This window comes from Pseudomonas sp. 6D_7.1_Bac1, assembly GCF_025465945.1.
GTDB lineage: Bacteria > Pseudomonadota > Gammaproteobacteria > Pseudomonadales > Pseudomonadaceae > Aquipseudomonas.
The window spans coordinates 1-24029 of sequence record NZ_JANLNW010000044.1; the positions used below are offsets into that span (position 1 = coordinate 1).

Below are 24029 nucleotides of genomic sequence, written 5' to 3' on the forward strand. Positions count from 1 at the left end.
GCGTGTGTATTACACGTTGAAGCGGAAGTGCATCACGTCGCCGTCTTTGACGATGTATTCCTTGCCTTCCAGGCGCCATTTACCGGCTTCTTTGGTACCGGCTTCGCCCTTGTACTGGATGAAGTCGTTGTAGGCGATGACTTCGGCGCGGATGAAGCCTTTCTCGAAGTCGGTGTGGATCACGCCAGCGGCTTGTGGTGCGGTGGCACCGACGCGGACAGTCCAGGCACGGACTTCTTCAACACCTGCGGTGAAATAGGTCTGCAGGTGCAGCATTTCGTAGCCAGCGCGGATCACGCGGTTCAGGCCAGGTTCTTCCAGACCCAGGGCGTCGAGGAACATGTCTTTTTCTTCGCCGTCTTCAAGCTCGGCGATTTCCGCTTCGATCTTGTTGCAGACCGGCACGACCATCGCGCCTTCTTCTTCGGCAATGGCCTTGACCACGTCGAGCAGCGGGTTGTTCTCGAAGCCGTCTTCGGCAACGTTGGCGATGTACATGACCGGCTTGGTGGTCAGCAGGTGGAAGCCACGGATCACCGCTTTTTCGTCGGTGCTCATGCTCTTCATCAGGGTGCGCGCAGGCTTGCCTTCGGTGAAGTGAGCGATCAACTGCTCCAGCAGGCCTTTCTGAACGACGGCGTCCTTGTCACCACCCTTGGCGTTGCGGGTGACTTTCTGCAGTTGCTTCTCGCAGCTATCGAGGTCGGCGAAGATCAGTTCGAGGTCGATGATCTCGATGTCGCGTTTCGGGTCGACGCTGTTGGAGACGTGAATCACGTTCTCGTCTTCAAAGCAGCGGACCACGTGAGCGATGGCATCGGTTTCGCGGATGTTGGCCAGAAACTTGTTGCCCAGGCCTTCACCTTTCGAGGCGCCGGCAACGAGGCCAGCGATGTCGACGAATTCCATGGTGGTCGGCAGGATGCGCTTTGGATTGACGATGGCCGCGAGGGCGTCCAGGCGCTTGTCCGGCATCGGCACGATACCGGTATTCGGTTCGATGGTGCAGAAGGGGAAGTTTTCGGCCGCGATACCGGATTTGGTCAGGGCGTTGAACAGGGTGGACTTGCCGACGTTAGGCAGGCCGACGATGCCGCAATTGAATCCCATGGTGTTTCCCCGAGGAGTTAGAGTCAGGCCTTCTGGCTGTGCAGGTTTTTCATCGCGCGGTTCCATTCACCGGCGAAGATATCCGGCAGCACGCCGAGGGCAAAGTCGATGCTGGCATCGAGTTTTTCCTGTTCGGCGCGTGGCGCACGACCCAGGACAAAGTTTGAAACCATACTGGCAACGCCTGGGTGGCCAATGCCGAGCCGCAAGCGGTGAAAGGTATTCTGGTTGCCCAGTTGCGCGATGATGTCGCGCAACCCGTTGTGACCGCCATGCCCGCCGCCCTGTTTGAGCTTGGCAACGCCGGGTGGCAAGTCGAGTTCGTCATGCGCCACCAGGATTTCTTCGGGTTTGATACGGAAGAAACCGGCAAGCGCCGCCACGGCCTGGCCGCTACGGTTCATGTACGTGGTGGGAATCAGCAGACGAATATCCTGACCCTGATGCGAGAAGCGCCCGGTCAGGCCGAAATATTTGCGATCGGCCACAAGGTTGACACCTTGTGCGTGCGCGATGCGCTCAACAAAAAGGGCCCCTGCGTTATGCCGGGTCTGTTCGTATTCGGCGCCTGGATTTCCCAGGCCAACGATCAGTTTTATGGCAGTCACGTCAGGGGCCCTTCTTTGGAGTGGTGGATAACATCGCTGCAATGGGTGTGTGCGGCGAAAGTGGACGAAAAGTGCTCATTTACCATTATGTAAACTCCGCGTTCCCGCCCGCTTTCTCGCTACGTTCCAGTCCGCGATGTTACTTGTTCACTCCGGCGTACAGAGTGAATTACTCTGCAGCGCCTTCTGCAGCTTCTGGAGCAACACGTGGAGCGTGAACGTTGGCAACAGCCAGGTCGTTACCGTGAGCCAGAGCAACAAATTCAACGCCTTTAGGGGCCTTGATGTCGGACAGGTGAATGATCGAACCGATTTCGGCATCAGCCAGGTCGACTTCGATGAATTCAGGCAGGTCTTTTGGCAGGCAGGAAACTTCAACTTCAGCAACAACGTGCGAAATTTCGCCGCCTTTTTTCACTGCAGCAGCTTCGTTGACGAAGTGCACAGGAACGTGAGCGGACAGTTTCTGACCAGCAACAACGCGTACGAAGTCAGCGTGCATCACGTGGCCTTTGGCCGGGTGACGCTGCAGAGCTTTGATGATTACGTTTTGCTTGGTGCCGCCAACGTTCAGCTCGATGATGTGGCTGTAAGCCGCTTCGTTTTCGAGCAGTTTGGCAACTTCTTTGGCCAGCATGCTGATGGATTCAGGGGCTTTTTCGCCACCGTAAACTACAGCTGGAACCAGGCTTGCGAGACGACGCAGGCGGCGGCTCGCACCTTTCCCCAGGTCGGAACGCACTTCAGCATTCAGAGTAAAATCGTTCATGTTGTATCTCCAAAATAACCACATCCGCCCCAGCGTTTGCGACCAGCGCTAAAGGCGATATGGGCAAAAAAGCCCCGCCCCGACAGGTTATGCCGGGGCGGGGCGCTTTTCGTCATCGAGATGTATCCGAAGGGCAGGGCCCTTAGCGGAACATCGCGCTGATCGATTCTTCGTTGCTGATGCGGCGAACCGCTTCGGCAACTACCGGTGCGATATCCAGTTGACGGATACGTGCACAGGCTTGTGCTGCAGCGGACAGCGGGATGGTGTTAGTCACCACCAGCTCGTCCAGCACGGAATTTTCAATGTTCTCGATGGCCCGACCCGACAGCACAGGGTGTGTGCAGTAGGCAAAGACTTTGGCAGCGCCATGCTCTTTCAAGGCTTTAGCCGCGTGGCACAGGGTGCCGGCGGTATCGACCATGTCGTCAACCAGAATACAGGTACGCCCTTCGACATCACCGATGATATGCATCACTTCAGAGTGATTGGCTTTCTCACGGCGCTTGTCGATGATCCCGAGATCCACGCCCAGGGATTTGGCAACAGCACGTGCACGCACGACGCCGCCAATGTCCGGGGACACGATCATCAGGTTTTCGAAGCGTTGGTCTTCGATGTCATCCACCAGTACCGGGGAGCCGTAGATGTTATCTACCGGAATATCGAAGAAGCCCTGAATCTGGTCAGCATGCAAATCAACCGTGAGAACACGATCGATGCCGACTACGGTAAGCATGTCAGCGACGACTTTCGCGCTGATAGCCACACGTGCGGAACGCGGACGGCGATCCTGACGGGCATAACCAAAGTAGGGGATCACCGCAGTGATTCGAGTGGCTGAGGAACGACGGAAGGCATCAGCCATCACGACGAGTTCCATCAGGTTATCGTTGGTCGGAGCGCAAGTCGGCTGAATAATGAAGACGTCTTTACCGCGGACGTTTTCATTGATCTCAGCGGTGATTTCGCCGTCGGAGAACTTACCGACAGAAATGTCACCGAGAGGGATATGCAGCTGACGTACGACACGCCGAGCCAGATCGGGGTTAGCGTTCCCCGTAAAGACCATCATCTTGGACACGCGCAGTACCTGAAGGCTGAGGGTAACCTGGATGAGTATAGGAAAATGGCAGGGGCGGCTGGATTCGAACCAACGCATGGCAGGATCAAAACCTGCTGCCTTACCGCTTGGCGACGCCCCTGTATCTGTTGCAACGAGTACCCAGTACCCGGTTCCTTTTAGAGCAGACTTTGCAGCTTGCGATGCAACATCGAAATGTTGCTTCCCTTTGCTACAAACCCTGTAAGGGTCTCTGTAAGAAGGGCCGAGACTTTATCAGCTTCAGCTTTGCTTGGGAAGCCCCCAAACACACAACTTCCAGTTCCGGTGAGTTTTGCTTCGGTAAATTTACCTAACAAATCCAAAGCGTTACGTACATCTGGATAACGCCTTGTTACCACCGGTAAGCAGTCATTTCGACTGTTTCCCTTGGGAACGGGGCGCACTTTAATGGGAGAAGAGTTACGTGTCAACAGCGGATCTGAAAAAATTTCTGCTGTACTTACAGATACTTGCGGCACAAGCACGAGATACCACGGCTCGATGGGGTCTACAGGGGTGAGCTTTTCTCCCACGCCTTCCGCGAAAGCCGCGTGCCCACGCACGAAAACCGGGACGTCCGCGCCCAGCGTCAGGCCCAAAGCGGCTAATCGATCCTCGTCCCAACCCAATTGCCAGAGATGATTGAGCCCCAGCAAAGTGGTGGCCGCATTCGAACTGCCGCCACCGATTCCACCGCCCATGGGCAGGATTTTTTCGATCCAGATATCAATACCCAGCGAACAACCGGATTGCTCCTGAAGTTTTTTGGCGGCTTTGACGATCAGATTGCTGTCGTGAGGGACGCCTTCGAATTCGGTGTGCAGGCGAATGATACCGTCATCGCGCACGGCGAATGTGATTTCGTCGCCATAGTCGAGAAATTGAAACAGCGTTTGCAGCTCGTGGTAGCCGTCTTCACGGCGACCCAGAATGTGCAGCATCAAATTCAGTTTTGCCGGCGAGGGCAGGGTCAGGCGAGTAGCAGGCATGTCATTGCCCCAATTTGCGTGGTTGCCAGTCCTTGATCACCAGCGTGACATCAAGGTCGGTGCCGTGCAGTTTGATCCGCTCGGGCAGCCAGTAACCGTTTTGCTGGGTGTAGCTGAGGTACTCGACTTGCCAGCCATCCTGTTCGAGATTGGCCAGGCGACTATCGGCATCCAGGTTCAGGCGGCTTTTGCTGTCGGGGGCGGGCAATCCGCGAACCCACCAGACCAAATGCGATACCGGTAGCTTCCAGCCCAGCTGTTCTTCGAGCAGGGCTTCGGGCGTTGTCGCTTCATAGCGGCCCTGATTGGCCACTTCCAGCGACACCTGGCCGGGGCGACCGGTCAAGCGTGCCGCGCCGCGACCCAGCGGGCCGGACAGGCGAATGTCGTAGTAGTCCTGCCGCTGCAGCCAGAACAGGGTGCCGCTGCCTGAGTCTTTCGGGGCGCGAATACCGACCTTGCCGTTGATTTGCCAGCCATCCAGGCTTGTCAGTTGCTGTTTGTGTTCGCGCCATTGCGCGGGGTTGCCGTGACCCTCTACGGATTCACGGGCGCCAAAGCCCGCACAACCGGCGAGCAGGGCAATGAAGCTGAAAACGATAGCGTGGCGCAAAAACATGATTTTAAAGAGTCTCGGAACCGGTCAGGCGCTTGATGGTACTGCGCAGGATAGGACTGTCGGGCTGTTCCTTGAGGAATTTGCCCCAGATTTGCTTGGCTTCACGCTGCTTGCCGTTGGCCCACAGGACTTCACCCAGGTGCGCCGCGACTTCCTGATCGGGGAAACGCTCCAGGGCCTGGCGCAAATAGCGCTCGGCTACATCGAGGTTGCCCAGGCGGAAGTTCACCCAGCCGAGGCTGTCGAGAACGGCCGGATCTTCCGGGTTCAACTGGTGCGCTTGCTCGATCAGCGCCTTGGCTTCGGCGTAACGCGTGGTGCGGTCGGACAGGGTGTAGCCAAGAGCGTTCAGCGCCATGGCGTTGTTCGGGTCGCGCTTGATGATCAGTCGCAGGTCTTTTTCCATCTGCGCCAGGTCATTGCGTTTTTCTGCCAGCATGGCCCGGGTGTAGAGCAGGTTCAGGTCGTCCGGATATTGCTTCAAGGCTCTATCGAGGATTGCCCAGGCGCGATCGTCCTGCTTGTTGGCGGACAGGGTTTCGGCTTCGATCAGATACAACTGGATCGCGTAATCCGGTTGTTCGTCACGCTCTTTGGCCAAACGGCTTTGGGCTTCGGCGGTGCGTCCGTTATTCATCAGGATATCGGACTGACGCAATTGCGCCGGCAGATAGTCGTTACCCGGGCCCACCAAGGCGTACTCGATCAGGGCGCCTTGCGGGTCGTTGCGTTCTTCGGCGATGCGACCCAGGTTCAGGTGCGCCGAGTCGACATGGCTTTCCCGGGCGATGAGGTCTTCTAGGTAACCCTTGGCCTCGTCCCAGGCCTTGGCCTCCAGGCAAACCAGTGCCAGGGAGTAGCGCAGCTCGTCGTCTTCTGGGTACTGCTGGACCAGGCTTGAGAACTGCTTTTTGGCGTCGTCCATGCGGTCCTGTTCGACCAGCAGGCGTGCGTAAGTCAGGCGCAGACGTTTGTCGTCCGGGTATTTGCGAATGCTTTTTTCCAGCAGCGGCAGCGCTTCATCGCCACGGTTGAGGCTTTGCAGCAGGCGCGCACGCAGCAGGATAGGGGCAATTTCACCGGCTTCCGGCGGGTTTTTCTCCAGCAGGGTCAGCGCGCCCTGGGAGTCGCCGTCCTGTTGCAGCAACAAAGCCTTGCCGAAAATCAGCTGGCCGTTCTTCGGGTGGCGCAGCAGCAAACGGTCAAAACTTTTCATCAGACCGTTGCGGGTGTCCTGGTCGGTATCGGCCGCAGACAGGGCGAGGAAGTCGAAGTGGGTATCACCCTTGCCCAGCAGAACCTTCTCCATATAGGTCATGGAGTCGTCATAACGCCCGGCACGGGCCAACTGTACGGCGGCGGCACGTTGCGCTTCGAGGTCATTGGGGGCGTTTTTAGCCCAGATCAGCGCGCTATCAAGCGCGGCCTGGTCGGCGCCCAGGTACTCGGCGATGCGAAACGCTCGCTCGGAGATGCCCGGATCCTGGGTGTTGACGGCCTGGGTCACGTAGTTGTCCAGGGCAATGTCGAAACGATTGCGCTGGCCAGCCAGTTCTGCGCTCAGCAGGCTGAAGATCGTGTCTTCGCTGAACGAACTGTAAACCTTGGGCTTTTCAGGGGCCGGAGTGCTGCCTTCGACCGGCGGTTTACCGTCCGATGAGACGGGTGCCAAGGCCTGGCAGCCGCTGAGGAAGACAAAAGCGAGGAGCAACGCGGAAGATCTATTCATATAGGAAGAGGACGACTAACCTGCGGTCGGATCATCATGACACAAGCCTTCGGCCAAACATAACCGAGACTCAACGGATGCCTTTTCACAGGCGGTCTGTAAGGACAATAGTCAACGGTGGTTGTTCTGAGTCAGGCGAAGTAGGACAATTGTCGGCTTCTCGACATCATCAGCGATCTTGAATGGCCTTCCTTGCACTCGGTATTAACCACAAGACTGCTTCCGTAGACGTCCGCGAGCGCGTGGCTTTTACCCCGGAGCAGCTGGTTGAGGCCTTGCAGCAGCTCTGCCGACTCACCGACAGCCGCGAAGCTGCGATCCTCTCCACCTGCAATCGCAGTGAACTCTATATAGAACAGGATCAGCTATCGGCGGATACCGTGCTGCGCTGGTTGGCCGACTATCACCATTTAAGCTTCGATGAGCTGCGTGCGAGTGCTTATGTGCACGAAGATGATGCGGCAGTTCGTCACATGATGCGTGTCGCCTCCGGGCTCGATTCGCTGGTGCTGGGCGAACCACAGATTCTCGGCCAGATGAAATCGGCCTACGCCGTGGCCCGCGAGGCCGGCACCATTGGTCCGCTGCTTGGGCGATTGTTCCAGGCCACGTTCAACGCCGCCAAGCAGGTGCGCACCGACACTGCCATTGGTGAAAACCCGGTGTCCGTGGCGTTTGCCGCGGTCAGCCTGGCGAAACAGATTTTCAGTGACTTGCAGCGCAGCCAGGCGTTGCTGATCGGCGCTGGCGAGACCATTACCCTGGTCGCCCGCCATTTGCATGAGTTGGGCGTGAAACGGATTGTGGTCGCCAACCGGACCCTGGAGCGAGCTAGTATCCTGGCCGAGCAGTTCGGCGCCCACGCGGTGCTGCTCTCGGACATCCCGGCAGAACTGGTGCGCAGTGATATCGTCATCAGCTCTACCGCAAGCCAGCTACCGATTCTTGGCAAAGGCGCGGTAGAAAGTGCCTTGAAATTGCGCAAGCACAAGCCGATCTTCATGGTCGATATTGCCGTACCACGGGATATCGAACCGGAAGTCGGCGAGTTGGACGACGTTTACCTCTATAGCGTCGACGACCTTCACGAAGTGGTCGCCGAGAACCTCAAGAGCCGTCAGGGGGCAGCCCAGGCGGCGGAAGAGATGGTTTCCATCGGTGCCGACGACTTCATGGTCCGTCTGCGCGAATTGGCGGCAGTGGATGTGCTCAAGGCCTATCGTCAACAGAGCGAACGCCTGCGCGATGAAGAATTGCAAAAAGCCCAGCGCCTGCTTGCCAACGGCAGCAGCGCTGAAGATGTGTTGGTGCAACTGGCCCGTGGCCTGACCAATAAACTGTTGCATGCCCCGAGCGTGCAGTTGAAAAAGCTTACCGCCGAAGGCCGCCTCGATGCGCTGGCCATGGCCCAGGAACTCTTTGCCCTCGGTGAGGGCAATTCGGATAGCTCTTCGGATAAAAAACCGCAATGAAAGCGTCACTGCTCAATAAGCTGGACATCCTCCAGGACCGTTTCGAGGAACTGACCGCCTTGCTTGGCGATGGCGAAGTCATTTCCGATCAGAACAAGTTCCGCACCTATTCCAAGGAATATGCGGAAGTTGAGCCGATTGTCGCCACCTATAAACAGCTGCTCAAGGTTCAGGGCGACCTTGAAGGTGCCCAGGCGCTGCTCAAGGACAGCGATCCGGACATGCGCGAAATGGCCGTCGAAGAAGTGCGCGAAGCCAAAGAGCAACTGATCGAGCATGAAGCCAGCTTGCAACGCATGCTGCTGCCCAAGGATCCGAATGACGGGCGCAACGTGTTCCTGGAAATCCGCGCCGGCACCGGTGGTGACGAAGCGGCGATCTTCTCCGGCGACCTGTTCCGCATGTACTCGCGTTACGCCGAGCGGCGTGGCTGGCGGGTCGAGATTCTGTCGGAGAACATCGGCGAACATGGCGGCTATAAGGAAGTCATCGCGCGGGTCGAAGGCGACAATGTCTACGGCAAGCTGAAGTTCGAGTCCGGTGCGCACCGTGTGCAACGGGTTCCGGCGACCGAATCCCAGGGCCGTATTCATACCTCGGCCTGCACCGTGGCGGTGTTGCCTGAGCCGGACGAACAGGAAGCGATCGAGATCAACCCGGCAGATTTGCGGGTTGATACTTATCGCTCCTCCGGCGCGGGCGGCCAGCACGTGAACAAGACCGACTCGGCGATCCGGATTACCCACTTGCCGTCGGGCATTGTGGTCGAGTGTCAGGAAGAGCGTTCCCAGCACAAGAACCGGGCGCGTGCGATGTCCTGGCTCTCGGCCAAACTGAACGACCAGCAAACCAGTGCCGCGGCGAATGCCATCGCCAGCGAGCGCAAGTTGCTGGTGGGCTCGGGCGACCGCTCCGAACGCATCCGCACCTATAACTTTGCCCAGGGCCGGGTCACCGACCACCGGGTCAACCTGACGCTGTATTCCCTCGATGAAATCCTCGCGGGTGGCGTCGATGCCGTCATCGAGCCGTTGCTGGCCGAGTACCAGGCTGATCAATTGGCAGCGATAGGTGAATAAATGACCATCATTGCCAGTTTGTTACGCGCAGCCGACTTGCCCGATTCGCCGACCGCGCGTCTGGATGCCGAATTGCTGCTGGCCGCTGCCCTGGGCAAGTCCCGCAGCTTCCTGCACACCTGGCCGGAGCGCATCGTTCCCAGCGAAGCCGCGCTGACCTTTGCCGAATACCTGCAACGTCGCCGTTCCGGCGAACCGGTGGCGTACATCCTCGGCCAGCAGGGTTTCTGGAAGCTTGATCTGGAAGTCGCGCCGCATACGCTGATCCCGCGTCCGGACACCGAATTGCTGGTTGAAGCCGCGCTGGAACTGTTGCCTGCAACGCAGGCCTTGGTCCTCGACCTGGGCACCGGCAGTGGCGCAATTGCCCTGGCCCTGGCGAGCGAGCGCCCGGCGTGGAGCGTCACTGCGGTGGACCGGATCCTCGAAGCCGTGGCCTTGGCCGAGCGCAATCGCCAGCGACTGCACTTGAACAACGTCACCGTGCTGAGCAGTCATTGGTTCAGTGCGCTGAAAGATCATCACTACACACTGATTATCAGCAATCCACCGTACATCGCCGCTGCCGACCCACACCTGGTGGACGGTGACGTGCGTTTCGAGCCGGCCAGTGCGCTGGTGGCGGGCACCGACGGGCTCGATGATTTGCGTTTGATCATCGCCCAGGCGCCGAACCACCTGGAAGCCGGCGGCTGGTTGATGCTCGAACACGGGTACGATCAGGCCGCTGCGGTGTGTGATTTGTTGCTGACCCAAGGCTTCGAAGAGGTCCACAGCCGCAAGGACCTCGGTGGTCACGAACGTATCAGTCTGGGGCGTCTACCGTGCTGAATGATCAGGAGCTGTTGCGCTATAGCCGGCAGATTTTGTTGCAGCACGTCGACATCGATGGCCAATTGCGTCTCAAGCAAAGCCGTGTCTTGATCATCGGCCTGGGCGGACTCGGTGCACCAGTCGCGCTGTACCTGGCGGCGGCCGGGGTCGGCGAATTGCATCTGGCGGACTTCGACACGGTAGACCTGACCAACCTGCAACGGCAGATCATTCACGACACCGACAGCGTTGGCCTGAGCAAGGTCGACTCGGCTATCCGCCGTCTGACGGCGATCAATCCCGAGATTCAACTGATTGCTCATCGCACCGCGCTGGACGAAGACTCGTTGGCCGCTGCAGTGTCGGCGGTCGACGTGGTGCTCGATTGCTCCGATAACTTTTCCACCCGCGAAGCGGTGAACGCAGCCTGTGTGGCGGCGAGCAAACCCTTGGTCAGCGGTGCGGCGATTCGTCTGGAAGGGCAGTTGTCGGTGTTCGATCCACGTCGCGCCGAGAGCCCGTGCTATCACTGTTTATACGGGCATGGCAGCGAAGCCGAACTGACCTGTAGCGAGGCCGGCGTGCTCGGCCCGTTAGTGGGGCTGGTCGGTAGTCTGCAAGCCCTTGAAGCACTGAAGTTGCTCGTGGGATTCGGCGAACCTTTGGTGGGCCGCTTGCTGTTGATTGATGCCTTGGGCACACGTTTTCGTGAATTGAGGGTCAAGCGTGATCCAGGGTGCAGGGTCTGTGGGCCAAAACATGCGTGAGGCGCCGATCGGCGTGTTCGATTCCGGCGTCGGTGGATTGTCGGTGCTGGCGGAGATCCAGCATCTGTTGCCCAATGAGTCGCTGCTGTATGTCGGCGATTGCGGGAATATTCCCTACGGCGAGAAAACCCCTGAGTTCATTCGTCAGCGTTGCAGTGCGGTGGCGGAGTTTTTTCAGCAGCAGGGTGCCAAGGCTTTGGTTGTCGCGTGCAACACCGCAACCGTGGCCGGTGTCGCGGATTTGCGTCGCGATTACCCGGACTGGCCCATCGTCGGCATGGAGCCTGCGGTCAAGCCGGCAGCGGCGGCCACTCGCAGTGGCGTGGTGGGTGTACTTGCGACTACCGGTACTTTGCAGAGCGCCAAGTTCGCAGCTTTGCTCGACCGTTTTGCCACCGATGTACGGGTCATCACCCAGCCTTGTCCTGGGCTGGTGGAGCTGATCGAAGCAGGCGATCTGCACAGCCCTGAGTTGCGTCAGTTATTGGCGGGTTATCTCGAACCCTTGCTGGCGCAAGGGTGCGACACGATCATTCTGGGCTGCACGCATTATCCTTTCCTCAAACCATTGCTCAAGCAGATGCTCCCCGCCGACATCAGCCTGATCGACACTGGCGCTGCCGTTGCCCGGCAAACCCAACGCCTGCTCGCCGAACGTGAGTTGCTCGCCGGCGGGCCCTCTCGTGATGCGCAATTCTGGACCAGTGCCAGCCCCGAGCACCTGAGAAATATCCTGCCGCTGCTCTGGCATAACGCTGGGGTTGTGCGAAGCTTCAGTGAGTAGAAAGTCTTGGGGGCGCGCTTCGTATGGGTGAGTTTCTGTCGAAGCACGGATTTTTATTACTCGCCTGTTGAGCCCAAAAACCAAACAAAATCGTTCGGAAAAGGATGTTTCTCATGAAGCGACTGTTCTGTTTGGCCGCGATTGCGGCTGCGTTGTTGGGGCACAGTTTTTCCGCGCAAGCGGCTGGCGTTGAATTCGCGGTGGGCCAGACCACCGATTCGACCCAGACGTATCGACTGGGTATGCAACTGGATTGGGACAAAAGCTGGTTCCAGAGTGATGTCGGTCGCCTGACGGGCTACTGGAGCGGTGCTTACACCTATTGGAATGGTGACAAGGCACCCGACAATCACAGTCTGTCGTTCTCTCCGGTGTTCGTTTACGAGTTCGCCGGGCAAATCGTCAAACCGTATCTGGAGGCCGGGATTGGCGTGGCGCTGTTCGCTCACACCGAAGTGGAAGACAACCGATTGGGCTCGGCCTTTCAGTTCGAAGACCGCTTGGGCTTTGGCCTGCGGTTTGCCGGTGGCCATGAAGTCGGGATTCGCGCGACGCACTACTCCGACGCCGGTCTCAGCAAATTCAATGACGGTATAGAAAGCTACGCATTGCATTACACGATGCCGCTGTAATGACTGGCTGCTTTTATGTGGGAGCGAGCCTGCTCGCGAATGAGGCCTAACATTCAACACTAATGTTGACTGACACTCCGCTTTCGCGAGCAGGCTCGCTCCCACATTAGATCTTCAGTGGCCTGTATTTCTCGTTCAGCGATACGCCGTCGCAATCCCTTTGCGCTCATCGATGCACTCGGGTGCGCCCATTTCGAACTCCCGGCAGATCAGCGGGCGTTTTTCGTAAATGGTGCACATCATGCTGTCGCGATCCAGTGCGGCGCACCAGCCGTCATCCAGGCGCAGCATGACTTCCCCGCCCCAATCGTCGGTGTCGATAAAACGTTCAGGCACGCCGGTGTCGGTGATCAGCATGACTTCGAGCTGGCAACAGCAGGCTGCGCAGGTCGAGCAAGTGACCGCCGGTTCGGCGATGGTCTTAAGGGGAATCGTGTTCATAGGCGCGCAGTGTAAGGCAGTGCGCCGGTACTGTGTGAAAGGCCTGACGGACGCTCAACCGGATGAGGTGGCCGATAGGTGTTGGGCCATGAAATGTTTACGGCTTATCCATGATCGGCGGCGAGCTCCTGACCAAGCGTTTGCCTATCACCCACTTTACTCGGCTGGATATTTTTGACAGAGGCCAGAGTACGGCCATGAACAGAGCCGGGAAGGTGATTTCCAGCGGGCGCTGCTGGAGTTTTTCGAGGATATACCGCGCGGCTTCATCGACGGACCCGCTCAGTGGCATCGGGAAGTCGTTTTTCTCGGTCAGTGGGGTGTCGACGAAACCTGGGGTGATCACAGTGACTTCAATGCCCTCCGGTGCCAGGTCGATGCGCAGGGATTCGAACAGATAGCGCAGTCCGGCTTTCGAGGCGCCATAGGCTTCGGCTCGAGGCAGAGGCAGGTAAGTCACCGAACTGGCGATCCCCACCAAGAGGGGCGCTCGACCTGCGCGCAGCAGCGGCAGGGCGGCTTTGATGCAATAGCTGCTGGCGAGCAGGTTGGTGCGCACCACGTGTTCGATGATCGAGGTGTCGAACTGCTTGGCCTCGACATATTCACAGGTGCCAGCGTTGAGGATCACCGTGTCCAGCGAGCCCCAGTCCTGTTGGATCTGCTCGCTGATCTCGCGCACGGTCTGGCTGTTGGTCAGATCGCCCGGCACTACCAGCACTTGCCCCGGATACCGCTGGGCCAGGATCTTTAATGGCGCGACCGTGCGGGCGCTGACCGCCAGGTGCACACCGGACTTCAACAGTGCTTCGGCCATTGCGGCACCAATGCCACTGCTGGCTCCCGTTAACCAATACCGCCGTGGCCGGGTCAATTGCATGATGGTTTCCGTACAAGCATTTAAATGATCCCACGCTGAACCAGCGCCTGATGGGCTGATAACGGATCTTCGGCCAGGGACAAGTCAGCGATTTCAGCGGTTCTTTCGGACAACTCGGCGTGGTGGATACATACCGTTGGTCCGACAATGAGTGTTGGGCAACTGACGTTGTTCAGTAATTTCGGCAGTTGTTTGAGATTGATCGCTTTACTGGAATACAGCACCACTCCGCGCGCTTGCAGATGCTCGACCGCGAAGGCCAATTCGCCGGCCGGTAGCGGCCAATCGAACACTTCCACGGGGCAATCGGCGCTGCTGATCAGCCAGGCGGTGAGCCACAGATGCGGCTCCAGGGGCAAGTCAGAGTGATTGATCAGCAGCAGCGGCGCACCGCGCAACTGACGGTTGTTATGGTAGGTCCTCGCGCCGAACTTGCTGCGCAACCAGGAATAAAAGAACACCCGCTCCATCTGCGCGCCGAATTGTCCTTGCCAGCGCTGCTCGAGCTCGGCCAGCAACGGCATCAGCAGTTGCTCGCACAGGGTGCGCGGTGGATACAGCGACATGGCCTGATTGAGCGTGTCATCGACCTGACGCTCGGCCAGTTGGCTGATTGCCTGTATCAGGTTCAGGCGCAGGACGTGCCAGTCATTCTCGACGGGTTCGCTCAACGTTTGTGGCGTGCCCAGCAGCTGTTTGACCTGGCTGACGGCTACGCCGCGACTGAGCCAGGTGAGGATGTTATGGATCCGCTGCACATGCTCGGCGCAGAACAGCCGATGCCCCTTGGGCGTGCGCTGCGGCACGATCAGCCCGTATCGACGTTCCCAGGCGCGCAGCGTGACGGCATTGACACCCGTGATTCGGGCGACTTCGCGGATCGGCAGCCAATCATCGTCCTGGGCCTGTTGATAGTCGGCGCCGGGGTCGTCGTCATGGGCGCAAGTGTCAGGCTTTGGTTTGCTCGCGCAGTGGCTGGGCATTGGGGCACCTCGAATCTATATCTGTACAAGCTGTTCGTGTTGTACAACAGCGGTTTGAGCATAGATCCAAGGATGTACACGTCAAATTGCTTGTATAGGTTATTTGGCGAGATCCGGGATCGTGAGCCCTGCACCCTTTCTGTAGCGGCTGGCGTCTATGGAATCGCTGTTGCGGATGGGCTGCTGTCCATTTCGACAGCAGCAGTTTGCGCGGGTTGATGCGCCTCATTGCAGGTGTGCGTGCAGGCGACGAGCCGCTTCCTGGCCGCTCATCCAGGCCCCTTCGACACGCCCCGACAAACACCAGTCGCCACACACGTACAGACCCAAGTCGGCGTCGGCCAATACGCCCCATTCATGGCTGCTGGACGGGCGCGCATAGAGCCAGCGATGGGCAAGACTGAAGACCGGCGCGGGCATGGAATCGTGCAGCAACTCGGCGAAGGCACCGTGCAGTTGCTCGATCACGGCCTCTTTAGGCAGGTCGATATGTTGTCGGCTCCAACTGCTCGTGGCGTGCAATATCCAGGTGTCTAGGGTGGCGTCGCGCCCCGGTTTGCTGCGGTTGCGCGCCAGCCAGTCGAGGGGGGTGTCTTGAACGAAGCAGCCTTCCATTGGCGTCTCCAGCGGTTTGTCGAAGGCCAGAGCAATGGCCCAGGTCGGGTCCATTTTTACCCCGGCGGCGACCCCGGCGAGTTTTGGCGCAGAGGCCAGCAGGGCAGTGGCTTGCGGTGCCGGCGTGGCGATGACGACATGGCTGAAGGGGCCGTGGGTGAAGCCTTCGGCATCCTGCAAATGCCAATGCTCTTCGCCGCGATAGACCTCGGTAATCCGGCAAGCGAAGTGCACTTCGATATCACCGATCAGCGCGCGGGTGATGGCGCTCATGCGCGGGGTACCGACCCAGCGGGTCTGTTCGTCCGGCGACGGGCTGAGTATGCCGCCTTGATAGTTGTAGAGCTGCGGTGTCCATTCAGCGACCCAGCCATTGGCTTGCCAGCGCTGGACTTCAATGACGAAACGGCGATCGCGGGCGGTGAAATACTGTGCGCCCATGTCCAGTGCGCCGGCGTCGCTGCGTTTGCTCGACATGCGACCGCCGCTGCCACGGCTTTTATCGAACAATTGAACGACGTACCCGGCCTCTTGCAGGGCCTGGGCTGCCGACAGTCCGGCGATGCCGGTGCCGATGATTGCGATGGGTACAGTCATAGGGGCCTCGTTTACCTCTCTGTACAGGCTACGCTTCGGGTTAAACCTATACAATATTGTTTTCTGGTATAACTTTTAGCGTTCTCGTTCTGACAGGTTGGCCTATTGTTAAACACAGAACCCGCCCGATACGAAACATCCCTGCTTATAAAAATAGACTAGTGATTGGGGTAAAACGCCACGCGAGGAAGAAGTCATGCACATATTGCTGACCGGCGGTACTGGTTTGATAGGACGTCAACTCTGCCGACACTGGTTGGACCAGGGTCACAGCCTGACGGTATGGAGTCGCAGGCCCGAAAAAGTGGCCAAATTGTGCGGCAGTAAGGTACGTGGCGTTGGGCGGCTGGAAGATATTGGCCAACGGCCGGTGGACGCGGTGATCAATCTTGCGGGCGCACCGATTGCCTCTCGCCTTTGGACCCATCGACGCAAGGCGCTGCTCTGGAACAGCCGGATCAGGCTCACCGAAACCCTGTTGGCGTGGCTTGAAAGCCGCGAGCAGAAACCGCAGGTGTTGATTTCAGGGTCTGCGGTCGGTTGGTACGGCGATGGCGGCGAGCGTGAATTGACTGAAGGCTCGCCTCCAGTCAGCGAAGACTTCGCCAGCCAGTTGTGCATTGCCTGGGAGGAGACCGCGTTGCGCGCCGAGGCCTTGGGGATTCGTGTGGTGCTGGTGCGTACCGGGTTGGTGCTGTCGGCGGAGGGCGGCTTTTTGTCGCGGCTGTTGCTGCCGTTCAAAGTGGGGCTGGGTGGGCCGATTGGCAATGGTCGGCAGTGGATGCCATGGATCCACATCAATGATCAAATCGGCCTGATTGATTTTCTTCTGCATCAGAAAAACGCCAGCGGTCCTTATAATGCGTGCGCACCAAAACCGGTGCGCAATCGCGAGTTTACCAAGACCCTCGCCAGCGTTTTGCACCGGCCGGCTTTCATGCCGATGCCCGCTCTTGCGTTGCGGATCGGTCTTGGCGAGTTGTCACTGTTGCTGTTGGGCGGCCAGCGGGCGACGCCGACACGCTTGCTGGCGGCGGGTTTCACTTTCCGGTTCACTGATTTGCGTGCGGCTCTGGACGACATGTCCAGCCGCCTTTGAAATAGGACGTTGCATGACCGATCACGCGTTGCTCCTGGTCAATTTGGGTTCGCCCGCTTCCACACAGGTGGCGGACGTGCGCAGTTACCTCAATCAATTTCTGATGGACCCTTACGTCATCGACCTGCCATGGCCGGTACGACGTTTGCTGGTCTCGTTGATTCTGATCAAGCGCCCCGAGCAATCGGCTCACGCCTATGCCTCGATCTGGTGGGACGAGGGCTCGCCGCTGGTGGTGCTCAGCCGTCGCTTGCAGCAGGCGATGACCGCGCAGTGGACCCAGGGACCGGTTGAGTTGGCCATGCGTTACGGTGAGCCGTCGATTGAGTCGGTGCTGACGCGCATGGCTGCTCAAGGCATCAAAAAGGTCACCCTCGCACCGCTGTATCCACAGTTCGCCGACAGCACCGTGACCACGGTGATTGAAGAAGCCAAGCGCGTGGTGCGCGAGAAAAAACTGAATGTGCAGTTCTCGATTCTCCAGCCGTTTTACGATCAGCCGGAATACCTCGATGCCTTGGTCGCCAGCGCCAAGCCGTACCTTGAGCAGGATTACGATCACCTGCTGCTGAGCTTTCATGGATTGCCGGAGCGGCACCTGAAGAAACTCAATCCTGGCCATAGCTTTGATGGCGGCGGTGATTGCTGTGCCGGCGCGCCGCCGGAAGTGGTCGCGACCTGTTATCGCGGTCAGTGTTTGCGCACCGCTGCGGCGTTTGCCAAGCGCATGGGTTTGCCGGACGGTAAGTGGTCGGTGTCCTTCCAGTCACGGCTGGGCCGCGCCAAATGGATCGAACCCTACACCGAAGCGCGTCTCGACGCGTTGGCCAGGCAGGGCGTGAAGAAGATTCTGGTGATGTGCCCGGCGTTCGTGGCCGACTGCATCGAAACCCTGGAAGAGATCGGTGACCGCGGGCTCGAACAGTTCCGCGAGGCGGGGGGCGAGGAGTTGGTGCTGGTGCCGTGCCTCAACGATGACCCGCACTGGGCGCGGGCGTTGAGTACCCTGTGTGAACGAGCGCCGTTGGCCCTTTAAAAGCTTCGCGAGCAGGCTCGCTCCCACAATTGATCGTATTCCAATGTGGGAGCGAGCCTGCTCGCGATAGCTACCTCACTGGCAGCAAAGATCTCAAGCTGTTTAAAGCAACGGCTCATCCGCCTTCTTGTGCTTCCAGCTGTCATTGCCCGGCAGAATCAGGTTCAACGCAATCGCCACGACGGCGCACAGCGCGATGCCCTTGAGGCCGAAGTCATTCTGACCGGTGCCGGTGCCGATCAGCATACCGCCAATCCCGAACACCAGGGTGACCGAGACAATCACCAGATTGCGCGCTTCGCTCAGGTCGATCTTGTGGCGGATCATGGTGTTCATGCCCACCGCGGCAATCGATCCGAACAGCAGGCAGAGAATCCCGCCCATTACCGGCACCGGAATGCTTTGCAGCAGTGCACCGAACTTACCGATAAACGCGAGGCTGATGGCAAAGATCGCCGCCCAGGTCATGATTTTCGGGTTGTAGTTCTTGGTCAGCATCACTGCGCCTGTTACTTCGGCGTAAGTGGTGTTGGGTGGGCCGCCGAGCAGTCCGGCCGCAGTGGTGGCGATACCGTCGCCAAACAGCGTGCGGTGCAGGCCGGGTTTCTTCAGGTAATCACGTCCGGTCACGCTGCCGACCGCGATCACGCCGCCGATGTGTTCGATGGCCGGGGCCAGTGCCACCGGGACAATGAACAGAATCGCCTGCCAGTTGAACTCCGGAGCGGTGAAGTGCGGCAGTGCAAACCACGGCGCGGCAGCGATCTTCGCGGTGTCGACGACGCCAAAGAAGAACGCCATGCCAAAACCGACCAGTACGCCGGAGATGATCGGCACCAGACGGAAGATGCCTTTGCCGAACACGGCCACGATCAGCGTGGTCAGCAGCGCTGGCATGGAGATCATCATTGCCGTCTGGTAATGAATCAGCTCGCTACCGTCGCCGGCCTTGCCCATCGCCATGTTTGCGGCAATCGGCGCCATGGCCAGGCCGATCGAGATGATCACCGGGCCAATCACTACCGGCGGCAGCAAGCGGTCGATGAAACCGGTGCCCTTGATCTTCACGGCCACGCCGAGAAAGGTATAAACGAAACCGGCCGCCATCACCCCGCCCATGGTCGCGGCGAGGCCGAACTGGCCCTTGGCGAGAATGATCGGGGTGATGAAGGCAAAACTCGACGCCAGGAACACCGGCACTTGCCGTCCGGTGACCACCTGGAACAGCAGAGTCCCCAGGCCCGCCGTGAACAGCGCGACATTCGGGTCGAGGCCGGTAATCAGCGGCATCAACACCAACGCGCCAAACGCCACGAACAGCATCTGCGCGCCAGACAGCACCGTGCGCCAGAGCGGGTCGTTGAACTCATCCTGCATGCTCACGCGTCCTTCTGCTTGGTACCGAAAATCTTGTCACCGGCATCGCCCAGGCCTGGGATGATGTAACCGTGTTCGTTCAGTTTCTGATCAATGGAAGCGGTGTAGATGGTCACGTCCGGGTGAGCCTTCTCTACAGCGGCGATGCCTTCAGGGGCCGCCACCAGGACCATCGCGCGGATGTCCTTGCAGCCGGCCTTTTTCAGCAGGTCGATGGTGGCCACCATGGAGTTGCCGGTGGCGAGCATCGGGTCGATGATCATCGCCAGACGTTCGTTGATTTCCGGGACCAGCTTTTCCAGGTAGGTGTGGGCCTGCAGCGTTTCTTCGTTGCGGGCCACGCCCACGGCGCTGACTTTGGCGCCCGGAATCAGGCTGAGCACGCCCTCAAGCATGCCGATGCCGGCGCGCAGGATCGGTACGACGGTAATTTTCTTGCCAGCGATCTTTTCGACCGAAACAGTGCCGCACCAGCCTTCGATATCGTAGGTTTCAAGGGGCAGGTCTTTGGTGGCCTCGTAGGTCAGCAGGGCACCGACTTCCTGAGCGAGCTCGCGGAAATTCTTCGTGCTAATGTCTGCGCGGCGCATAAGGCCAAGTTTGTGTCGGATCAGCGGATGGCGGATCTCACGGATGGGCATAGGGAAGGGCTCCGGCGGCGGGCAAAAAAACCGGCCTAGATTAATCTATCCGAGGGTGTTGTCCTATAGACATACAGTACGTTAGTCCAGAAACGCTTGATCTGACCCGGCGGGATGCGTACCTTTGCTCGCTTTTCCGAATCCGCCACCCCCTTGGAGAGCACCATGTCCGCTGATCTCGAGCATATCCGTCAAATCATGCGAGAGGCTGACTGCCTGTACACCGAAGCTGAAGTCGAGGCGGCCATCGCCCGCGTCGGTGCGCAAATCAACGAAGAACTCGCTGAGCGCAATCCGGTGGTGTTCTGCGTGATGAACGGCGGCCTTATTTTCTCCGGCAAGCTGCTCACCTATCTGAACTTCCCTCTGGAAGCGTCCTACCTGCACGCTACCCGTTATCGCAACGAAACCAGCGGCGGCGACCTGTTCTGGAAAGCCAAGCCAGAAGTCTCGTTCATCGACCGTGATGTGCTGATCATCGACGACATCCTCGACGAAGGTCACACCCTGGGCGCGATCATCGACTTCTGCAAGCATGCGGGCGCCCGCGCCGTGCACACTGCCGTACTGATCGACAAGGACCATAACCGCAAGGCTCGTCCGGACCTGAAGGCCGATTACGTCGGTCTGCCATGCATCGACCGCTACATCTTCGGTTACGGCATGGACTACAAAGGCTACTGGCGCAACGCCGCCGGGATCTACGCCGTTAAAGGAATGTAAACCATGGCAACGCCGAGCTTTCTTGATCAAACGCTGTTTACCGAACTGGCCGAGAAGGCTGCGGCCAATCCTCGTGGGCGCCAGCACCACAACTTCCACCAGATGGACGAGTCGTGCCACCGCATGGCGATCGGTTTGCAGCCGTCGACCTACATTCCACCCCATCGGCATCTGGGCGGCGACAAGGCTGAAACCTTGTTGGTCCTCAAGGGCCGTCTGGGTGTGCTGATTTTCGACGACGCGGGCCAGGTGGTTGCCAAGCGCGTCTTGCAGGGCGGCGGCGATTCGGTGGGGGTAGACCTGCCAACGGGGACCTACCACGGTCTGGTGGTGCTCGAAGCGGACAGCGTGATGTTCGAATGCAAGGCCGGACCTTATCGCCCGGTGGGCGAAGGTGAGCATGCTCATTGGGCTCCCCGCGAAGGCGAGCCAGGCGTTGCCGAGTATCAGGCCTGGATGCGCGCGCAGTTCGATTGACGAAAAGCGCGGACCTGTGGTGAGGGAGCAAGCTGCCTCGCCACAAGGGTGTGATCGATTGGTACCAAGACAGATCAGGTCTATCAGTCACCCAACCCTTCGCGAGTATTCACGCCATCGACCAGGCGCAAAATCCCCAGTGGGTTGGCGTTCTTCAGGGCGTCCGGCAGTAACCCGTCCGGACAGTTCTGATAACACACCGGTCGCAGGAAACGCTCGATCGCCAGGCTGCCGACCGAGGTGCCACGGGCATCTGACGTCGCTGGATACGGTCCGCCGTGGACCATCGCATCGCACACTTCGACGCCGGTCGGATATCCGTTGAGCAGCAGGCGCCCGGCTTTCTGCTCAAGGATCGGCAGCAATTGCGCGCACAGCTCAAGGTCTGCCGGCTCGGCGATCAGGGTGGCGGTCAATTGCCCGTGCAGCGCCTGCAGCGCCAGACAAAGTTCATGCTCGTCGGCCACTTCCAGCACGATGCTGGTCGGGCCGAACACTTCCTCTTGCAGCACCTCATCCCCTTCAAGCAGCAGGCTGACATCGGCTTTGAACAGTTGCGGCTGCACCTGATTGCCGGACGCGTGGTCGCCGCTCAAACGTGTCACCCGTGGATGGTCCAGCAAGCGTTGCACGCCAGCTTCATAACTACGTCGGGTGCCGCTGTTGAGCAGGGTCTGTGACGGTTTTTCGTTCATCTGCGCGGTGAGGTGTTCAATGAAGGCGCTGAACGACGCTGAGCGCAGGCCGATGATCAATCCCGGATTGGTACAGAACTGGCCGCCCCCCAGGACAATCGAGGCACTCAATTCGCTGGCGATGGTGGCACTGCGGGCCGCCAGGGCGGCGGGTAGCAGCAGTACCGGGTTGATGCTCGACATTTCGGCGAACACCGGGATCGGTTGTGGCCGTGCGGCGGCCATGTCGCACAGGGCCCGGCCACCTTTGAGCGAACCGGTGAACCCCACAGCCTGGATCGCCGGGTGTTTGACCAGTGCCTCGCCGACGCCCGCACCATAAATCATGTTGAACACGCCTTCGGGCATGCCACTACGCTGTGCCGCGCGAATGATCGCTGCCGCCACCAACTCGGCGGTTGCCATATGCCCGCTGTGGGCCTTGAACACCACCGGGCAACCGGCGGCCAGGGCGGCGGCGGTATCGCCACCGGCGGTGGAAAATGCCAGCGGAAAGTTGCTCGCACCGAACACCGCCACCGGACCCAGGCCGATGCGCCATTGGCGCAGGTCGGGCCGTGGCAACGGTTGACGCTCAGGCAAGGCGCGGTCGATACGAGCGCCGAGGCAGTCGCCTTGACGCAGTACCCGGGCGAACAAGCGCAACTGGCCGCTGGTTCGCGCCCGCTCGCCCTGAATCCGCGCCGCGGGCAGGGCCGTCTCGCGACAGACGATGGCGATGAAGTCATCGCCGAGGGCGTCAATTTCTTCGGCAATGTTATCGAGAAAACCGGCGCGGACACTGGCCGGCAGGTTGCGATAAGTCGGGTAGGCCTTGGCGGCGAAGAGTGCGGCGTTATCGACTTCCTCCGCACTGGCCTGGTTGAAGCCATAAGGCAGAGGTTCACCGCTGTGGGCGTCGACGCTGTGCAGGATTTGATCGCCGGCGGCGCTGCGGCCGAAGCCGATAAAGTTGTGGCCGATAATGGCTGACATAAAAAATGCTCGGCATGGCCGCGCTCGATGCCGAGCGCGGCAGTGGGGGAGGGACGGTTACAGGCCGACGTCCGGTAAGGTCGGGCGGTTGGCGAGCGCGGCGTTGACCAGCGCCTCGACCTCGCTGCGCTCGTGGTCGAGCAGACCCAGGCGAGGTGGGCGGGTCAGCGCCGTACCGCGTCCCATCAGTTCTTCACAGAGCTTGATGCACTGCACCAGATCCGGGCGGGCATCGAGGTGCAGCAGTGGCATGAACCATTCGTAGATCGGCATCGCCTCCTTGAAGCGACCGTCGCGGGCCAGACGGAACAGCGTCTCGCCTTCTTTCGGGAAGGCATTGGACATCCCGGAAACCCAGCCCACCGCGCCGACGGCAATACTTTCGAGCACCACATCATCGAGTCCGGCGAACAGTACGAAGCGGTCGCCGACTTCATTGCGCACATCGATGAAGCGCCGGGTATCGCCCGAGGAATCCTTGAAGCAGACCACGTTGTCGCAGTCGGCCAGGGAGATCAGGATGTCCGGGGTCACGTCGTTTTTGTAGATCGGCGGGTTGTTGTAGACCATTACCGGCAGGTCGATGCTGGCGGCGACGCTGCGAAAATGCGCGGCGGTCTCGAAGGGTTTCGAAGAGTAGACCAGCGCCGGCATCAACATGATGCCGTCGGCGCCCACGCGCTGGATCTCCTTGGCGACCTTGCTGGCGTTGGCGCTGGTAAATTCGGCGACGCCGGAGATCACCGGTACCCGACCGGCCGCGGCATCCTTGGCGACTTCCACCAGACTGATTTTTTCTTCGGTGCTCAGTGACGTGTTTTCGCCGACGGTGCCGCAGATCACCAGACCAGACACGCCATCGCGCACCAGCCCGTTGATGACTTTGTGGGTGCCTTCGTAGTCGATGGAAAAGTCCGGGTTGAACTGGGTAGTTACCGCAGGGAAAACGCCGCTCCAGTTAACGTGCTTGCTCATGTTGCCTCCGCTGATGATTTTTTGGTATTTCGTATACGT

At 59.4% G+C, this 24029-nt stretch carries 25 protein-coding genes and 1 tRNA gene; 10 read left to right on the top strand and 16 right to left on the bottom strand.

Features of this window, described 5'->3' with window-relative positions:
- Window positions 1-9: 9 nt before the first annotated feature.
- From ychF to NTD87_RS10235, 8 genes are all read right to left on the bottom strand, one after another.
- Complete coding sequence (gene ychF / locus NTD87_RS10200) at window positions 10-1110, bottom strand: redox-regulated ATPase YchF (RefSeq protein ID WP_262113672.1); 1101 nt, start codon at window positions 1108-1110, stop codon at window positions 10-12.
- Between the two features lie 23 nt (window positions 1111-1133).
- Complete coding sequence (gene pth / locus NTD87_RS10205) at window positions 1134-1718, bottom strand: aminoacyl-tRNA hydrolase (RefSeq protein ID WP_262113673.1); 585 nt, start codon at window positions 1716-1718, stop codon at window positions 1134-1136.
- Between the two features lie 169 nt (window positions 1719-1887).
- A complete protein-coding gene (locus tag NTD87_RS10210; protein ID WP_262113674.1) occupies window positions 1888-2487 on the bottom strand; it encodes a 50S ribosomal protein L25/general stress protein Ctc in 600 nt (199 codons plus the stop codon).
- A gap of 142 nt (window positions 2488-2629) precedes the next feature.
- Window positions 2630-3571, bottom strand: coding sequence for a ribose-phosphate pyrophosphokinase (locus tag NTD87_RS10215; RefSeq protein WP_003171603.1), 942 nt, complete (start codon window positions 3569-3571; stop codon window positions 2630-2632).
- Between the two features lie 46 nt (window positions 3572-3617).
- Window positions 3618-3692 (bottom strand) — tRNA-Gln (locus tag NTD87_RS10220).
- Between the two features lie 37 nt (window positions 3693-3729).
- Complete coding sequence (gene ispE, locus NTD87_RS10225; RefSeq protein ID WP_262113676.1) at window positions 3730-4581, bottom strand: 4-(cytidine 5'-diphospho)-2-C-methyl-D-erythritol kinase; 852 nt, start codon at window positions 4579-4581, stop codon at window positions 3730-3732.
- Window position 4582: 1 nt separating this feature from the next.
- Window positions 4583-5200 (bottom strand): lipoprotein insertase outer membrane protein LolB, encoded by a 618-nt coding sequence (gene lolB / locus NTD87_RS10230; protein WP_262113677.1) that lies wholly within the window; start codon window positions 5198-5200, stop codon window positions 4583-4585.
- Window positions 5201-5204: 4 nt separating this feature from the next.
- A complete protein-coding gene (locus tag NTD87_RS10235) occupies window positions 5205-6929 on the bottom strand; it encodes a tetratricopeptide repeat protein (protein WP_262113679.1) in 1725 nt (574 codons plus the stop codon).
- 182 nt (window positions 6930-7111) lie between these two features.
- Between NTD87_RS10235 and hemA the strand changes: the two genes are divergently transcribed.
- From hemA to NTD87_RS10265, 6 genes are all read left to right on the top strand, one after another.
- Window positions 7112-8401 (top strand): glutamyl-tRNA reductase, encoded by a 1290-nt coding sequence (gene hemA, locus NTD87_RS10240; protein WP_262113681.1) that lies wholly within the window; start codon window positions 7112-7114, stop codon window positions 8399-8401.
- Complete coding sequence (prfA, locus tag NTD87_RS10245; RefSeq protein ID WP_262113682.1) at window positions 8398-9480, top strand: peptide chain release factor 1; 1083 nt, start codon at window positions 8398-8400, stop codon at window positions 9478-9480. Before hemA ends, prfA begins: the two co-directional genes overlap by 4 nt.
- Window positions 9481-10311, top strand: a complete 831-nt coding sequence (gene prmC / locus NTD87_RS10250; RefSeq protein WP_262113684.1) for a peptide chain release factor N(5)-glutamine methyltransferase — start codon at window positions 9481-9483, stop codon at window positions 10309-10311.
- Window positions 10305-11060: a molybdopterin-synthase adenylyltransferase MoeB gene (locus tag NTD87_RS10255; RefSeq protein WP_262113687.1), complete on the top strand. Its 756-nt coding sequence runs from the start codon at window positions 10305-10307 to the stop codon at window positions 11058-11060. Before prmC ends, NTD87_RS10255 begins: the two co-directional genes overlap by 7 nt.
- Window positions 11053-11844, top strand: a complete 792-nt coding sequence (murI, locus tag NTD87_RS10260) for a glutamate racemase (RefSeq protein ID WP_262113689.1) — start codon at window positions 11053-11055, stop codon at window positions 11842-11844. The genes NTD87_RS10255 and murI overlap by 8 nt, the downstream gene beginning before the upstream one ends.
- A 113-nt stretch (window positions 11845-11957) precedes the next feature.
- On the top strand, window positions 11958-12476 hold the full coding sequence (locus NTD87_RS10265; protein ID WP_262113691.1) for an acyloxyacyl hydrolase: 519 nt from the start codon (window positions 11958-11960) through the stop codon (window positions 12474-12476).
- Between the two features lie 135 nt (window positions 12477-12611).
- On the opposite strand, the gene NTD87_RS10270 is transcribed toward NTD87_RS10265, so the two are convergent.
- The 4 genes from NTD87_RS10270 to NTD87_RS10285 all read right to left on the bottom strand — a co-directional run bounded on the left by NTD87_RS10270 (window position 12612) and on the right by NTD87_RS10285 (window position 15992).
- On the bottom strand, window positions 12612-12917 hold the full coding sequence (locus tag NTD87_RS10270; RefSeq protein ID WP_262113693.1) for a YkgJ family cysteine cluster protein: 306 nt from the start codon (window positions 12915-12917) through the stop codon (window positions 12612-12614).
- A gap of 97 nt (window positions 12918-13014) precedes the next feature.
- A complete protein-coding gene (locus NTD87_RS10275) occupies window positions 13015-13797 on the bottom strand; it encodes an SDR family NAD(P)-dependent oxidoreductase (protein ID WP_262113694.1) in 783 nt (260 codons plus the stop codon).
- Between the two features lie 20 nt (window positions 13798-13817).
- On the bottom strand, window positions 13818-14780 hold the full coding sequence (locus tag NTD87_RS10280; RefSeq protein WP_262113696.1) for a MerR family transcriptional regulator: 963 nt from the start codon (window positions 14778-14780) through the stop codon (window positions 13818-13820).
- A 225-nt stretch (window positions 14781-15005) separates the two neighbouring features.
- Window positions 15006-15992 carry an NAD(P)/FAD-dependent oxidoreductase gene (locus NTD87_RS10285; RefSeq protein ID WP_262113698.1) on the bottom strand — a complete coding sequence of 329 codons (987 nt, stop codon included), beginning with the start codon at window positions 15990-15992 and terminating at the stop codon, window positions 15006-15008.
- Between the two features lie 196 nt (window positions 15993-16188).
- Here NTD87_RS10285 and NTD87_RS10290 point away from each other — a divergent pair, with 196 nt between their 5' ends.
- Both NTD87_RS10290 and hemH read left to right on the top strand, forming a co-directional pair.
- Window positions 16189-17091, top strand: coding sequence for a TIGR01777 family oxidoreductase (locus NTD87_RS10290; protein WP_262113699.1), 903 nt, complete (start codon window positions 16189-16191; stop codon window positions 17089-17091).
- A 13-nt stretch (window positions 17092-17104) separates the two neighbouring features.
- The gene (gene hemH, locus NTD87_RS10295) at window positions 17105-18127 is read left to right on the top strand and encodes a ferrochelatase (RefSeq protein ID WP_262113701.1); all 1023 of its coding nucleotides are present in this window, start codon (window positions 17105-17107) and stop codon (window positions 18125-18127) included.
- Window positions 18128-18229: 102 nt separating this feature from the next.
- Here hemH and NTD87_RS10300 read toward each other — a convergent pair whose 3' ends face one another.
- Entirely contained in the window at window positions 18230-19504 is a 1275-nt protein-coding gene (locus tag NTD87_RS10300) for a uracil-xanthine permease family protein (protein ID WP_262113703.1), read from the bottom strand.
- A 2-nt stretch (window positions 19505-19506) separates the two neighbouring features.
- Complete coding sequence (gene upp, locus NTD87_RS10305) at window positions 19507-20145, bottom strand: uracil phosphoribosyltransferase (RefSeq protein WP_262113705.1); 639 nt, start codon at window positions 20143-20145, stop codon at window positions 19507-19509.
- Window positions 20146-20310: 165 nt separating this feature from the next.
- Here upp and NTD87_RS10310 point away from each other — a divergent pair, with 165 nt between their 5' ends.
- Both NTD87_RS10310 and NTD87_RS10315 read left to right on the top strand, forming a co-directional pair.
- A complete protein-coding gene (locus NTD87_RS10310; RefSeq protein WP_262113706.1) occupies window positions 20311-20868 on the top strand; it encodes a hypoxanthine-guanine phosphoribosyltransferase in 558 nt (185 codons plus the stop codon).
- 3 nt (window positions 20869-20871) lie between these two features.
- Window positions 20872-21345 (top strand): WbuC family cupin fold metalloprotein, encoded by a 474-nt coding sequence (locus tag NTD87_RS10315; protein ID WP_262113708.1) that lies wholly within the window; start codon window positions 20872-20874, stop codon window positions 21343-21345.
- 83 nt (window positions 21346-21428) lie between these two features.
- On the opposite strand, the gene NTD87_RS10320 is transcribed toward NTD87_RS10315, so the two are convergent.
- On the bottom strand, window positions 21429-23015 hold the full coding sequence (locus NTD87_RS10320; RefSeq protein ID WP_262113710.1) for an aldehyde dehydrogenase (NADP(+)): 1587 nt from the start codon (window positions 23013-23015) through the stop codon (window positions 21429-21431).
- Between the two features lie 57 nt (window positions 23016-23072).
- Window positions 23073-23990: a dihydrodipicolinate synthase family protein gene (locus tag NTD87_RS10325; RefSeq protein WP_262113712.1), complete on the bottom strand. Its 918-nt coding sequence runs from the start codon at window positions 23988-23990 to the stop codon at window positions 23073-23075.
- Between the last annotated feature and the right edge of the window lie 39 nt (window positions 23991-24029).

Excerpts from the sequence above, each read along its gene's own strand:
- prfA (WP_262113682.1), top strand. The coding sequence starts at position 8,398 with ATGAAAGCGTCACTGCTCAATAAGCTGGACATCCTCCAGGACCGTTTC.
- NTD87_RS10320 (WP_262113710.1), bottom strand. The coding sequence starts at position 23,015 with ATGTCAGCCATTATCGGCCACAACTTTATCGGCTTCGGCCGCAGCGCC.
- hemH (WP_262113701.1), top strand. The coding sequence starts at position 17,105 with ATGACCGATCACGCGTTGCTCCTGGTCAATTTGGGTTCGCCCGCTTCC.
- NTD87_RS10275 (WP_262113694.1), bottom strand. The coding sequence starts at position 13,797 with ATGCAATTGACCCGGCCACGGCGGTATTGGTTAACGGGAGCCAGCAGT.
- NTD87_RS10270 (WP_262113693.1), bottom strand. The coding sequence starts at position 12,917 with ATGAACACGATTCCCCTTAAGACCATCGCCGAACCGGCGGTCACTTGC.
- NTD87_RS10315 (WP_262113708.1), top strand. The coding sequence starts at position 20,872 with ATGGCAACGCCGAGCTTTCTTGATCAAACGCTGTTTACCGAACTGGCC.
- murI (WP_262113689.1), top strand. The coding sequence starts at position 11,053 with ATGCGTGAGGCGCCGATCGGCGTGTTCGATTCCGGCGTCGGTGGATTG.
- NTD87_RS10325 (WP_262113712.1), bottom strand. The coding sequence starts at position 23,990 with ATGAGCAAGCACGTTAACTGGAGCGGCGTTTTCCCTGCGGTAACTACC.
- hemA (WP_262113681.1), top strand. The coding sequence starts at position 7,112 with ATGGCCTTCCTTGCACTCGGTATTAACCACAAGACTGCTTCCGTAGAC.
- NTD87_RS10310 (WP_262113706.1), top strand. The coding sequence starts at position 20,311 with ATGTCCGCTGATCTCGAGCATATCCGTCAAATCATGCGAGAGGCTGAC.
- prmC (WP_262113684.1), top strand. The coding sequence starts at position 9,481 with ATGACCATCATTGCCAGTTTGTTACGCGCAGCCGACTTGCCCGATTCG.
- NTD87_RS10290 (WP_262113699.1), top strand. The coding sequence starts at position 16,189 with ATGCACATATTGCTGACCGGCGGTACTGGTTTGATAGGACGTCAACTC.
- NTD87_RS10210 (WP_262113674.1), bottom strand. The coding sequence starts at position 2,487 with ATGAACGATTTTACTCTGAATGCTGAAGTGCGTTCCGACCTGGGGAAA.
- ychF (WP_262113672.1), bottom strand. The coding sequence starts at position 1,110 with ATGGGATTCAATTGCGGCATCGTCGGCCTGCCTAACGTCGGCAAGTCC.
- NTD87_RS10285 (WP_262113698.1), bottom strand. The coding sequence starts at position 15,992 with ATGACTGTACCCATCGCAATCATCGGCACCGGCATCGCCGGACTGTCG.
- lolB (WP_262113677.1), bottom strand. The coding sequence starts at position 5,200 with ATGTTTTTGCGCCACGCTATCGTTTTCAGCTTCATTGCCCTGCTCGCC.
- upp (WP_262113705.1), bottom strand. The coding sequence starts at position 20,145 with ATGCCCATCCGTGAGATCCGCCATCCGCTGATCCGACACAAACTTGGC.
- NTD87_RS10265 (WP_262113691.1), top strand. The coding sequence starts at position 11,958 with ATGAAGCGACTGTTCTGTTTGGCCGCGATTGCGGCTGCGTTGTTGGGG.
- NTD87_RS10280 (WP_262113696.1), bottom strand. The coding sequence starts at position 14,780 with ATGCCCAGCCACTGCGCGAGCAAACCAAAGCCTGACACTTGCGCCCAT.
- NTD87_RS10235 (WP_262113679.1), bottom strand. The coding sequence starts at position 6,929 with ATGAATAGATCTTCCGCGTTGCTCCTCGCTTTTGTCTTCCTCAGCGGC.
- ispE (WP_262113676.1), bottom strand. The coding sequence starts at position 4,581 with ATGCCTGCTACTCGCCTGACCCTGCCCTCGCCGGCAAAACTGAATTTG.
- NTD87_RS10300 (WP_262113703.1), bottom strand. The coding sequence starts at position 19,504 with ATGCAGGATGAGTTCAACGACCCGCTCTGGCGCACGGTGCTGTCTGGC.